Origin of the sequence: Bacillus cytotoxicus NVH 391-98, from assembly GCF_000017425.1 — a bacterium.
Lineage (GTDB): Bacteria > Bacillota > Bacilli > Bacillales > Bacillaceae_G > Bacillus_A > Bacillus_A cytotoxicus.
Genome location: NC_009674.1, coordinates 2,594,865 through 2,608,555 on the forward strand (window position 1 = coordinate 2,594,865; position 13,691 = coordinate 2,608,555).

At 37.7% G+C, this 13,691-nt stretch carries 11 protein-coding genes; all 11 read right to left on the minus strand.

Annotated elements, in window-relative coordinates:
• Positions 1 to 5: 5 nt before the first annotated feature.
• A complete protein-coding gene (locus tag BCER98_RS12650; RefSeq protein ID WP_012094941.1) occupies positions 6 to 338 on the minus strand; it encodes a putative DNA-binding protein in 333 nt (110 codons plus the stop codon).
• A gap of 133 nt (positions 339 to 471) precedes the next feature.
• Complete coding sequence (ftsY, locus tag BCER98_RS12655) at positions 472 to 1,461, minus strand: signal recognition particle-docking protein FtsY (protein WP_012094942.1); 990 nt, start codon at positions 1,459 to 1,461, stop codon at positions 472 to 474.
• A 14-nt stretch (positions 1,462 to 1,475) separates the two neighbouring features.
• Positions 1,476 to 5,045, minus strand: coding sequence for a chromosome segregation protein SMC (gene smc, locus BCER98_RS12660; RefSeq protein WP_012094943.1), 3,570 nt, complete (start codon positions 5,043 to 5,045; stop codon positions 1,476 to 1,478).
• Between the two features lie 145 nt (positions 5,046 to 5,190).
• On the minus strand, positions 5,191 to 5,928 hold the full coding sequence (gene rncS, locus BCER98_RS12665) for a ribonuclease III (protein ID WP_012094944.1): 738 nt from the start codon (positions 5,926 to 5,928) through the stop codon (positions 5,191 to 5,193).
• 59 nt (positions 5,929 to 5,987) lie between these two features.
• Positions 5,988 to 6,221 carry an acyl carrier protein gene (gene acpP / locus BCER98_RS12670; RefSeq protein ID WP_000786062.1) on the minus strand — a complete coding sequence of 78 codons (234 nt, stop codon included), beginning with the start codon at positions 6,219 to 6,221 and terminating at the stop codon, positions 5,988 to 5,990.
• 81 nt (positions 6,222 to 6,302) lie between these two features.
• Complete coding sequence (gene fabG / locus BCER98_RS12675; RefSeq protein ID WP_012094945.1) at positions 6,303 to 7,043, minus strand: 3-oxoacyl-[acyl-carrier-protein] reductase; 741 nt, start codon at positions 7,041 to 7,043, stop codon at positions 6,303 to 6,305.
• Positions 7,037 to 7,987: an ACP S-malonyltransferase gene (fabD, locus tag BCER98_RS12680; protein WP_012094946.1), complete on the minus strand. Its 951-nt coding sequence runs from the start codon at positions 7,985 to 7,987 to the stop codon at positions 7,037 to 7,039. The genes fabG and fabD overlap by 7 nt, the downstream gene beginning before the upstream one ends.
• A gap of 14 nt (positions 7,988 to 8,001) precedes the next feature.
• Positions 8,002 to 8,994, minus strand: a complete 993-nt coding sequence (gene plsX / locus BCER98_RS12685; RefSeq protein ID WP_012094947.1) for a phosphate acyltransferase PlsX — start codon at positions 8,992 to 8,994, stop codon at positions 8,002 to 8,004.
• Complete coding sequence (gene fapR, locus BCER98_RS12690; RefSeq protein WP_012094948.1) at positions 8,991 to 9,584, minus strand: transcription factor FapR; 594 nt, start codon at positions 9,582 to 9,584, stop codon at positions 8,991 to 8,993. The genes plsX and fapR overlap by 4 nt, the downstream gene beginning before the upstream one ends.
• Before the next feature lie 88 nt (positions 9,585 to 9,672).
• Entirely contained in the window at positions 9,673 to 11,721 is a 2,049-nt protein-coding gene (gene recG, locus BCER98_RS12695) for an ATP-dependent DNA helicase RecG (RefSeq protein ID WP_012094949.1), read from the minus strand.
• 283 nt (positions 11,722 to 12,004) lie between these two features.
• Entirely contained in the window at positions 12,005 to 13,681 is a 1,677-nt protein-coding gene (locus tag BCER98_RS12700; protein WP_012094950.1) for a DAK2 domain-containing protein, read from the minus strand.
• Between the last annotated feature and the right edge of the window lie 10 nt (positions 13,682 to 13,691).

Sequence of the window (13,691 nt, forward strand, 5' to 3'; positions counted from 1 at the left end):
CCCTCCTAATCTAGTTTTTCGATATCTTCAACAACTTGTTTCATCTTGTCATTCACATGCTCTTCTTCATTGATAAGCTGTTTTAGCTCTGCAACAAGTTGCTGCCTTGCTTGAAATTTATGAAGTAGCATTAATTTCTCTTCATATTCTTCAAGCATCGCCTCAGTCCGTTTAATATTATCATACACGGCTTGGCGACTTACATCAAATTCTTCCGCAATTTCACCAAGAGATAAATCGTCTAAATAATAAAGCGACATATAACTTCTTTGTTTTTGCGTTAACAACGATTGATAAAAATCAAACAAGTAATTCATTCTCGTTGTTTTTTCGAGCATGTTGGATCATCCTTTGTTAAGTGATTTCCCTTTACATGAATTAGTTTACATGCACTCTAAAATAGTGTCAAGTTTTTTTCTTAACATCTCTATATTTTTATAAAAAAGAAGCGGAAATACCGCTTCTTTTCGCCTACGCTTCGTCTTTTTCTACTAAATTTGCAAATAATCCGTATACATATTGTTCTGGTTGAAATTGCTGTAAATCATCCATTTGTTCTCCAAGTCCAACAAATTTAACCGGAACGTCCATTTCATTGCGAATTGCTAATACAATACCACCTTTAGCCGTTCCATCCAATTTTGTTAAAACGATACCTGTGACATTTGTTGCCTCGCGGAATGTTTTCGCTTGGCTTAAACCATTTTGTCCAGTTGTTGCATCAATTACTAATAATACTTCATGAGGAGCTCCTGGTATTTCACGTTCAATAACACGTTTTACCTTTTCTAACTCTTTCATTAAGTTGACTTTATTTTGCAAACGTCCTGCTGTATCGCATAATAATACATCTACTTTACGCGCTTTCGCTGCTTGTACAGCATCATACATAACAGCCGCTGGATCTGAACCTGATCCTTGTTTAATGACTTCCACACCAACGCGATTGCCCCATACTTCTAACTGCTCAATCGCTCCAGCACGGAATGTATCCCCCGCCGCTAATAAAACAGACTTTCCTTCTGACTTAAACTTATGGGCCATCTTTCCAATTGTTGTTGTTTTCCCTACTCCATTCACACCTACAAATAAAATAACTGTTAATTGATCTTGCTGCATATTGATTTCATTACTAAATCCTTCTTCACCTTTATAAATATCGATCAATTTTTCAGAAATAACAGCTTGTACTTCTTTCGGATCTTGAATGTTACGACGTTTCACTTCATCTTTCAGCTGATCGATCAATTCCATTACTGTTGTAACTCCAACATCAGCGCTGATTAAAATCTCTTCTAACTCTTCAAAGAAGTCCTCATCCACTTTACGATAGCGGTACACTAAATCATTTACTTTGTCAGCAAATGAATTCCTTGTTTTTTCTAATCCCTGTTTAAACTTCTCTGTCACAGTATCTGTTTGTTTTGAAATCTTCTCTTTTAACTTTTTAAAAAAACTCATTCTTCCCATCCTTTCTATTTACTTGCTGCAAGTTTTTCTCCATCATCTAAACGAACAGAAACAAGCTTCGATACACCTGATTCTTGCATCGTTACACCATATAAAACATCTGACTCTTCCATTGTACCTTTTCGGTGCGTAATGACAATAAACTGCGTTTCATCGCTAAATTTTTTCAAATACTGTGCGAAACGAGCCACATTTGCTTCATCAAGAGCCGCTTCCACCTCATCTAATACGCAGAAAGGAACTGGACGTACCTTTAAAATACCAAAAAGCAAGGCAATAGCAGTTAGCGCACGTTCTCCGCCCGATAACAGCCCTAAATTTTGCAATTTCTTACCTGGAGGCTGCGCAACAATGTCAATCCCTGTATTTAATAAATCTTGTGGATTGGTCATCACTAAATCTGCTCTTCCTCCACCAAACAATTCACGGAATACAGCTTGAAATTCCGTGCGAATAGATTGGAATGTAGTAGAAAAACGTTTTTTCATCTCTTCATCCATCTCTGTAATCACTTGGTGTAATGTCTCTTTCGCTTCTTCTAGGTCATCTCGCTGTTCTAATAAGAATGTATGACGCTCTGCTACACGCTCATATTCATCAATGGCACCTAAGTTTACAGTTCCAAGCTCTTCTATTGATAACTTAATTAATTTGACCTTTTTACGAGCTTCTTCCGCAGGCATTGTCATTGTATATTTTAATTTTGCTGCCTCAAATGAAATCGTATATGTTTCACGCAAATGCTGCAATCTATTCTCTAATTCTACATCGAGTCGGTTAATCTTAACTTCTTGCTCTCTTATCATTTCCAAAATATATTTATGTTTGCCCTGCGCATCTTTCACATCGCGTTCCAATCGCTCTACTCGCGTTTGAAATTCCACTCTTTGTTCACGTCGCGAACGTATTAATTCTGTTGTCTGGTTTCGATCGTATGTTTTCTTTTCAATCATACTTGCAATTTGTTCTTCACCGCTCGAATTTGATGTCATTTCTTGCTTTAAGAACGATAAATCTTCTTTCGTTTTAACAAGGGTACGCTCCGCTTCATCTTTCTCTTTTGTTAAGCGTTCCACTTTTTCCTTTTGGTTAGATAGGCGCTGTTGTTTTTCAGCAGCTTGTACTTTTAACTCAGTGATTTCTCCCTGCACCTTTTCTTTCGAAGAGTGCTGTTCACTTTTCTGTTTTGTTAAAGTTATAATTTCTGTATCTAGTGTGTGAATCTCTTTCTGAAGGTTCGCTAAAATCTCTTCTAGCTCCTCCTTGCGTCCTTGCATTTTCACTTGATCTTGCATAAAGCCTTCAATCTCTAAATCATAGATTGATAAGCGGTCATTAATTCGATGCTCTTCTAACGCAAGTTGATTCGCTTCTTCTTTTAATTTCTGTTCGATGACACGTTCAGCTTCTATGGTTTGACGCAATTCTTTCACTTTTTCTTCTTTCTCTTGAATTTCTTGCTTCAATGCTTTCACAAAGTTTTCTAATTTAATTGTTTTTTCTTCCATGTCAGCAAGTTTCTCATTCCACTCTTCTAATTCACGCTGACGTCCTAATAAAGAGGATTTCGCTTGCTTCACGGCGCCACCAGTCATAGAACCGCCCGGGTTCACAACATCGCCTTCAATCGTTACAATACGGTAGCGATATTGCAATTGTTTCGCCAATTCGTTTGCTCCCCGTAAGTCTTTTGCAACAACAACTGTACCTAATAAATTTGAAACGATATTTTCGTATTTATGATCGTACTGCACAAGCTCTGCTGCAACACCAACAAAAGCAGGATGTTGATTGATTATACGCAACTGATCAACTGATAAAGCTCTTCTCTTAATGACTGCTTGAGGTAAAAATGTCGCACGCCCGTGTCTATTTTGTTTTAAAAAGGTAATTGCCTTACGAGCATGCTCTTCTGTTTGAACAACAATATGCTGCATTGCGGCACCAAGTGCAATCTCCAGTGCCACTTCATACTCCTTCGGTACTGTAAGAAGCTCTGCTACCGCACCTTCAATCCCTTGAAGTGTATTGTCACGAGCTTTTAATACTTCACGCACACCTTGATAGAAACCAGAATAACCCTCTTGCATTTCTTCTAGCATTTCTTTTCTTGAACGTGCTTGCTGAACAAATTGATAGGCTTGATATAACTTTGATTCATTTTCACTATATTGCGATTTACATTTCCCTAGTGCAGCTTCTGTCTTATGTATATCCTGAACAATTTGAGCGACTTTCGCTTTTACTTGCTCATAATTTTCTACAATTTTCGCCTTTTTTGCTGTAATTTGCATACGCATTTGAACATATTTTTCATTTTCTTCATCAAGGCGCTGATTTTTAGAGATTTGTTGCTTAAATTGCTCTTCGATCATAGCAAGCTCATTACGATAACTTGCTTGCTTATTTAAAAGTTCAATGTAATCACCTTTTAAATTCTCAATCTGTTCCTCTAAATTCTCCTCATATGTTGAAAGAAGTTTTTCGTTTTCTTGTAACTTCTGTTCCAATTCTTTCACTTGTTTGGCAAAATTCATTAATTCTTCAGTACTTGCTTCAATTTCACCTTCATAACCATGCACTTTTTCATTTAATTCAATGATTAACTGTTCTAATTGCACGCAATGTGTTGTTGCATTTTGTTTTCTTTCCTTCAGCAATTCCCGTTGTCCCTCTAGCTTTTCTAATTCTTTACTAGAAAGGAGAAGAACTTCTTGCAAGGAATTGATAGATTCATCAATAGCTTGTAATTGTCCGCGTAACTCTTTAAGTTCCGTCTCATTTTTTTGCAAGTGACTTGCTACCTTCACTTCTTCAGCTTTATTATGTCCAAATTGTTGACGAAGTGCTTCCCATTTTTTATATAATTCTTCAATTTCATACACAATAAGAGCTACTTCAACTTTTTCTAACTCTTCCTTTTTCTCTAAATAATCTTTTGCAACGGAAGCTTGTCTTTCAAGTGGCTCTATTTGATTGCTTAATTCATGAATGATATCTTCAACTCGATTTAAATTATCTTGCGTTTCCGCTAATTTTCCTTCTGCTTTCTTTTTACGTAACTTATACTTTAGTACACCTGCTGCTTCTTCAAAAACACCGCGACGTTCTTCTGATTTACTACTTAAAATTTCTTCTACTTTCCCTTGGCTAATGATTGAAAATGCCTCTCGGCCCATACCAGAGTCCATAAACAAATCAATAATATCTTTCAACCTACAAGGCTGTTTATTAATGAAAAAATCGCTGTCGCCTGAACGGGAAACACGGCGTGTTACACATACTTCATTATACTCAATCGGTAAGCGCTGATCTTCATTATTTAAAGTTAATGTTACTTCTGCTACATTCACTGCTCTTCTCGTATCACTACCAGCAAAAATAATATCCTCCATTTTTGCACCGCGCAATGATTTGGCAGATTGCTCACCAAGTACCCAGCGAATTGCATCCGTAATATTACTTTTTCCGCTTCCATTCGGACCAACAACCGATGTTACACCCGGAACGAAATCTACAGCAACACGTTCCGCGAAGGATTTAAATCCAGCTATTTCTAATCTTTTTAAAAACACGAAAGGCCTTCCTCCTGTTCTCTGTTGTTACACAATATTTAATCAAATAAACTTATTTTATGCACAGACTTTCCTATTCACTTAACATAAAAAAGAAAGTTTCACTCTATGCATAAGGAATCCCCCTTTACATGAGGGGGATTCCTTATGATTGTTCTTTTAATTTTCTCAACGCTTCTGCAGCAGCTTGTTGTTCTGCTTCTTTTTTCGATTTGCCACTTCCAAGACCAAGGGCTACACTATTTAATGTAACGCGAGACACGAACTCTCGATTATGAGCAGGTCCTTTTTCTTGTAAGATTTGGTACTCTATATTGCCGCTACCATCACGTTGAATCAATTCCTGCAATTGACTCTTATAATCCATCACATGAGAAAAAGCACCTTCGTTAATTTTCGGATATACAATTTCTTTTAAAAATCCCCAAACTGTATCTAATCCTTGATCAAGATAAAGGGCACCAATAAACGCTTCAAAGACATCCGCTAATAAAGCTGGTCGTTCACGTCCGCCTGTCATTTCTTCTCCTTTTCCTAATAAGACGAGGCTACCGAATGATAGTTCATTGGCAAAACGCACAAGAGATGGCTCACAAACAATAGCTGCACGCAGCTTTGTTAACTCCCCTTCACTCATTGTCGGATATTTTTGAAACAGATACTGTGATACAGTTAACTCTAATACAGCATCGCCAAGAAACTCAAGGCGTTCATTATCTTCATGTGGCTTTTTTCGATGCTCATTCACATACGATGAATGCGTAAATGCTTGAATTAATAATTTTTCATTTGTAAATGTAATACCTAATTTTTGTTGAAACGCTCTAAAAGCTTCACGATATTTTGCTTCATATTTTTTTTCTCTATATTTACGGTACGGCATAGGTCCCTCCAGATATAAGCCGAGAAAGCCCCGCCAAAAAACGGGACTTCACTCAAACATTATAGATGACTCTCTATGTAAGTCACAGCATCGCCAACAGTAGCAATCTTTTCAGCATCTTCATCAGAAATTTCCATTTCAAACTCATCTTCTAATTGCATTACAAGTTCTACTACATCTAGGGAGTCTGCGCCTAAATCTTCTTTAAAGCTCGCAGCTGGTACTACCTCAGTTTCTTCTACACCTAAACGATCAACGATGATTTTTGTTACACGCTCTAAAACATCTGCCATTCCATTCACCTCCCCTCAAGTATTATATTAAATATTATCAAAAAAAACTAGGTAAAATCGATTCTTTCCTTATTTCTTTTCTTACATTACCATACCGCCATCAACATGTAGGGTTTGTCCTGTAATGTATTTGCATTGATCAGTGGCGAAAAATGTTACAGCATTCGCAATATCTTGCGCTTCACCAAACTGAGCAGCAGGAATTAATCTTAACATTTCTTCTTTTACCTTTTCATCTAATACATCTGTCATATCAGTCGTAATAAATCCAGGAGCAATTGCATTTACTGTAATATTTCGGCTTGCTAACTCCTTAGCTGATGTCTTCGTCAGACCGATTACTCCAGCCTTTGCAGCTACATAGTTTGCTTGTCCTGGGTTTCCAGTCACGCCTACAACAGATGCAATATTAATAATGCGTCCATAACGTTGGCGCATCATGTAGCGAGATACAGCTTTTGTACATAGGAATACACCTTTTAGGTTTGTATTAATAACTGTATCCCATTCTTCTTCTTTCATACGCATTAACAAATTATCTCTTGTTACTCCAGCATTATTCACAAGAATATCGATTTGTCCAAACGTATCTACTGCCTGTTTTACCATATTTGTAACATCATCTGCAATCGCAACATCTGCTTTTACCGCAATTGCAAATGATCCTATTTTCTTGATTTCATCTACAACTTCATTCGCTTTTTGCTCATTTCCGGCATAGTTTACAATTACCTTCGCCCCTTGTTTTGCTAAATCGATTGCAATTGCACGACCGATTCCACGCGATGCACCTGTAACAAGTGCTACTTTCTCTTTTAACATCCGTTTTCTCCTCTCAAACTTGAAATGGTATCTTTTAATGTTTCTTCATCATAGACTGTATATACTTTCACAGATGAATCAATTGCTTTCATAAGACCAGCAAGTACTTTTCCAGGTCCAATCTCAATAAATGTATCTACACCTTGCTCAATCATGTATTCCATGGATGGGTACCATAACACAGGTGAATAAAGTTGTTCAATCAGCTTTTCTTGAATCTCTTCCCTGTTTGTCATACAGTCTGCTGTAACATTTGCAATAACGGGGATCTTTGCATCTTGAATTGCAATTTCATTTAACACACTTTTAAATTTTTCAGCTGCCGGCTTCATAAGAGAAGAATGAAACGGCCCGCTTACTCGAAGGGGGATCGCTCGCTTCGCTCCTTTTTCTTTTGCCTTTTGAGAAGCAAGCTCTACCCCTTGTTTTGTCCCAGAAATTACAATTTGCTTTACACTGTTCATATTGGCAATTTGCACCGCATGCCCCTCGTTTGTCACTTCTTCTGTAACTTGTTTCAGCATATTCGGATCAGCACCTAATATGGCTGCCATCGCGCCTTCTCCACCCGGAACAGCTTCTTCCATATATTCGCCACGTTTTCTCACAGCATAAACAGCATCTTCAAATGTTAATGCTTCAACTGCAACAAGCGCACTATATTCACCTAAACTATGTCCTGCTACATAATCAGGGGTAATATCGTATTCATTTAAGGCTGTTAAAATTGCAAAACTCGTTGTGAGTAATGCCGGCTGTGCATTTGTCGTTAATGTTAGTTTCTCCTGAGGCCCTTCAAAAATCACTTGTGAAAGAGGCTCATTTAAAACTTGATCCGCTTTTTGAAATACTTCTGCTACTTTTTTGTTATTTTCAGCTAACTGTTTTCCCATTCCTACTGCCTGTGAACCTTGGCCTGGAAAAAGAAATGCTAGTTTTCCCATTTCAAATCCTCCTCTTATCGGAGTGGCTCTTTCTCCATTACACTTGAAATTGTAGGAATAACTTCTTTCGCTACCATCTCTCTCGTTTGACGAATCGCACTAAATATAGATTGGTCATTAGAAGAACCGTGAGCCTTGATGACAGGCGCTTTTAATCCAAATAGCGCTGCTCCACCATACTCCGAATAATCCATTTTATCTTTTAACGTCATCAATTTCGGTTTCAATACTGCTGCTGCTAATTTACTTGTAAATGAACTCATCAATTGCTCTTTTAACATAGAGAATAATGCAAGTGCGGTTCCCTCTAATGACTTTAGTGCCACATTTCCTGTGAAACCGTCACATACAACAACATCCGCTACACCTTGCAATAAATCTCTTGATTCAACGTTCCCAACAAAGTGAATTGGAGCATCTTTTAACATCGAAAATACTTGTTTCGAAAGATCATTCCCTTTCCCATCTTCTGTACCAACATTTAATAGTCCAACACGTGGATTTTTAATTCCTCTTACTTTTTCTGCATATACAGAACCCATTAATGCATATTGATATAAATGAATCGGCTTTGCATCAACATTTGCTCCAACATCTAACATAACAAAGCCTTCTCCACCAACAGTTGGCATAGTAGGTGACAAAGCAGGTCGTTCAATCCCTTCCATTCGGCCGACAACAAACAAGCCAGCTGCCATTAAAGCTCCTGTACTACCAGCTGATATACAAGCATCTGCTTTTCCTTCTTTTACTTGCTGCGCTGCTAGCACCATTGAAGCTTGCTTTTTGCGACGAACTGCTCTTACCGGTTCATCTGTCGCTTCAATTTTTTCATCTGTATGAAGGATAGTAATTCGCTCTTCGTTCGTTAAATATTGACGAATTTCCTCTTCTTTTCCGACTAATGTAATATGTAAATCTGAATATTCTTTAATAGCTTTCATTGCTCCTAATACTACAGCCTTTGGAGCATGATCGCCGCCCATTGCATCTATTGCGATTTTCATAAACTGTTACCTTCCTCACTATAATTACTAGATCGATACATTTCAAAAGTGCCTGTAAAAACTAATTCTTCTCCAACAAAGCTCCGCACTTTGACAATCGTCCGTCCTTTATCATTCTCAACATCCTCAACGCGCGCTTTCGCAACAACACGCTCTCCTAATTTTACAGGACGAATATATCGAATGGTAGACTTTGCAGTTAAAGCGAGATCTTCATCAATAACCGCAACAGCTAGTGAGTTTGCTTGAGCAAACAAATGGTGCCCGCGGGCAATTTGATTTCTTTGAAAAACATGTTCTAGTTTCACTTCAAAAATAGAAATTGCATGTCTATCTAATTCTATATCAATAATTTCTCCAACAATTTCCTCAAGCGGTAATGATTTCACATTCTCTTCATGATTTTTTGTAGCTACATGCTTAATTCTTTCTCTTAACTCTGGAATGGATAACTCCATACGATCAAGACGAACAGTCTGTATACTAACTTGAAATCGTTCCGCTAAATCTTCGTCCGTTATAAACGGATTGGTTTCTATTGTTTGTTGTAATAACGCTTGTCTTTCTTTTTTACTTCTTCTTTTTTTCATACCGCACCATCCATTTTTTATGACTAGGTACTAACAGTAGTATATAATCATTAAAAGTAGAATGCAACAAAAACTTTCACATTCTCTCTTAATCGAGCTTTTCACCTTGAAAAACACCTGTTTCTTCTAAATACATGCGTAATGCTACATACTGCTCGTTATGCCAAAACGCTTCCGATTCTACAAGGAGCGCAGCATCCTGCCTTGCTGTTTCTAACGCCCGATAATCATGTACTATGTCAGCCACCTTAAACTCTGGTAGACCACTTTGCTTACTTCCAAAAAAATCTCCAGGCCCACGTAATTCTAAGTCCTTTTCTGACAATACAAATCCATCATTTGTTTCAGTCATAATGCGCATCCGTTCTTGTCCTGTTTCTGATTTCGGATCTGCAATTAGCAAACAGTAAGATTGTTCACTTCCGCGTCCAACGCGCCCTCGTAACTGATGAAGCTGCGATAACCCGAAACGCTCGGCATCATAAATGACCATAACTGTTGCATTCGGTACGTTCACACCAACTTCAACTACTGTCGTTGAAACAAGGATTTGTACTTTATTTTCACTAAATTGTTCCATCACTTCTTCTTTTTCTTGAGCAGATAAACGTCCATGCATTAACCCAACCTGAAATTCCCCTTGATAATGATGCGTTAACATACTATGCAAATCAATTGCATTTTGCACATCAAGTTTCTCAGACTCTTCAATTAGCGGACAAATCACATATGCTTGTCTTCCTTTTTTTACTTCTTTCGCAACAAAATTTAAGACGCGATCTAACATATCATGCTTTGTCCAATATGTTTCAATCACTTTACGACCAGCTGGCATTTCATCAATAATCGAAACGTCCATCTCTCCAAAAGCAGTTATCGCTAATGTTCGAGGAATAGGAGTCGCCGTCATAAACAAAACATCCGGACTTTCTCCTTTTTCGCGCAATACGCGACGCTGCGCTACTCCAAACCGATGTTGTTCATCCGTAATAACCAATCCGAGTTTATGGAAAATAACCTCATCTTGAATTAAAGCATGTGTCCCAACAAGAATATCAATTTCACCTTGTTCTAATTTTGCTAAAATTTCTCGGCGACGCGCCCCTTTCACTGAACTTGTTAATAATTCCACACTCAAATGAAAATGCGAGAAAATTTCTGTCAATGACTGAAAATGTTGTTCAGCTAAGATTTCAGTAGGAACCATTAAAGCGCCTTGATAATGAGCAAGTTTAGCAGCATATAAAGCAATCGCAGCAACAACTGTCTTCCCTGACCCAACGTCACCTTGTAATAAGCGATTCATACGATACGGAGATCGCATGTCTTTTAAAATTTCAGCAATAACACGCTGCTGCGCCCCTGTAAGAGGAAATGGAAGCGCATCAATAAATTCTTTTAATTCTTCCACTGAAACATCTTTCTTCGTTCCTTGTGAATTTTCTCTTTCTATTTTGCGAAGAGCTTGCATTTTCAACTGAAACAAGAAAAATTCCTCATATACAAACCGCCGACGAGCTTGTTTTAAATCTTCTTGATTAACCGGAAAATGAAGCGCTCGAAGTGCTTCATAACGCGGTAATAACTTATATCGGCCAAGTAAGCCATTTGGTAACAACTCAACTATAGCATTTCCATATTCTTTCAAAGCTTGTGCGATAAAGCGTCTCATTTGCTTCACCGTTAATTTTCCTTTTACCGAATATACCGGCTCTATTTCTTGCTTCCGTACAAATGGCCCGAAGTGTAATTCGGACACAGAAATCGTTTGACGATGCTGATCCCATTTACCAGTAATGGTAACTACTTCATCAAGCTTTAGTTTTTGCTTATAATAAGGCCTATTAAAACATACAGCAGTAATTAAATAACGACCAACGAGCACGCGAACAGTCAGTCGAGATTTTTTCTTCCCATAGTATTGTAGGATAGGAGCACTATGAATTTTCCCTTCAACGGTCACACGTTCTTCATGCTTTACATCCGCTAAATCTTTCATTGCATAATCTTCATAGCGGTATGGAAAATGCTCTAATAGATGCGCGACTGTATAAATTCCCATCTCATGTAATAGCTCAGATGTTTCTGTCCCGATTCCTTTTACATCCGTAACAGGAACTTGCACAACTTCATTCAAAATCTCCACACTCCGTCACATCATTTTCTTCGTTCATTCTGCTTACCCTTGTCAATTTTTCGCATTAAGATTGCAAGTATCCAAATTTATTTTACGTTGCAATCGCTCGCTTCCACACTTTCTATTGTATCATAGGCATTCCAAAAGAAACCACTCTTACAGAATCGAACGAAAAAGAGCCCTACTATACCAGCAAGGCTCTTCTTCATTCATCATATACTAGCCTTTTGAATAAGAACGATAGATACTTTACATATCATTCATTCTTGTTCATTAGCAAATCTTACTCTACAGAAACTATGAAAGAATATACAGGTTGATTTCCTTGATGTACCTCAACCTCTACATCTTCAAATTTCTCTTCTACAAATGCAACGACTTCTGCAACTTCTTCTGCTGTTGTATCTTCACCTTGCAAGATTGTTACGATTTCAGAGTCTTCATCAATCATACTTTCTAACAATTGCTTCGCTGCCCCTACTTTTTGAGGATTAGTAGATACAATTTTCCCATCTGCAATACACATGAAGTCATCTTTTTGAATCGCTACACCGTCAATTTCTGTATCGCGAACTGCATACGTAATTTGACCTGTTTTCACATGAGATAATGCTTCCTTCATGTTCTCTTCATTTTCCTCTAAAGTACAAGCTGGATTAAATGCTAGCATTGCAGCCATTCCTTGAGGAACTGTTTTTGAGCGAACAACAAGAACTTCTTGATCCACAACAGAAGCCGCTTGTTCTGCTGCCATCACAATATTACCATTGTTCGGTAAAATAATGATTTTCTCAGCATTTGCTTCTTCAATTGCCTTTACGATATCCTCTGTGCTAGGATTCATCGTTTGGCCACCTTCGATTACTTGAGTTGCACCAATGCTTTCAAATAATGTTTTAATACCTGATCCCATCGCTACAGTTACAATACCATATGGTTGTTTTTCCTTTGTTGCGCTCACTTTTTCATGTGTCGGTGCCGGTTCATCTAATAACGCAGTATGCTGTTCACGCATATTTTCTACTTTAATATTAATTAAACTACCGTAGCGTTGTCCATAGTTCATTGCATCACCAGGATGTTCTACATGAATATGTACTTTTACGATTTCATCATCTGATACAACTAATAACGAATCTCCATATACACTAATATCTTCACGGAATTTTTGTTCAGAGAAATTATGTTCCTTAGCCTTCTCTGCATCTAATTTCACCATAAACTCCGTACAATAACCATACTTAATATCTTCTGTATTCAATTGGCTTTGTACACTACGGTGATGTTCTGCACGTACCATTTCATTCATAGGTGGCTGCGTTGGCTCATCAGAAGCAATTGTTTCTCCTTTTAATTCTGCCAAAAAGCCTTCATATACAACAACAAGACCTTTACCACCGCTATCTACAACGCCAACTTGTTTTAATACAGGTAATAAATCTGGCGTACGATTTAACGATGCATTCGCTTCTTTTACAACGTCCTCCATAAACAAAACAAAGTCACGCTGTTTTTTCGCAACTGTGACTGCATATTTAGCCGTTTCTCTTGCAACTGTTAAAATCGTTCCTTCAATCGGTTTCATAACTGCTTTATATGCTGTTTCTACACCAGTTTCTAAAGCTGCCGCAAAATCAACTGTTGTTAATGTTTCTTTTTGCTCAATGGATTTAGAAAAACCACGGAATAATTGAGATAAAATAACACCTGAATTACCGCGCGCTCCCATTAATAATCCTTTTGCTAAACTTACACCGACTTTACCTGCATGCTGTGAAGGATTTGCCTTAACTTCACGAGCCCCTGAAGTCATTGATAAATTCATATTTGTACCAGTATCGCCATCTGGAACTGGAAAAACGTTCAATGCGTCAACAAGCTTAACATTGTTAGTTAAATTATTCGCTCCTTGAATAATCATTTGAGATAAACGTTTTCCATCAATTATTTGAATTGACACAGATTTTCCT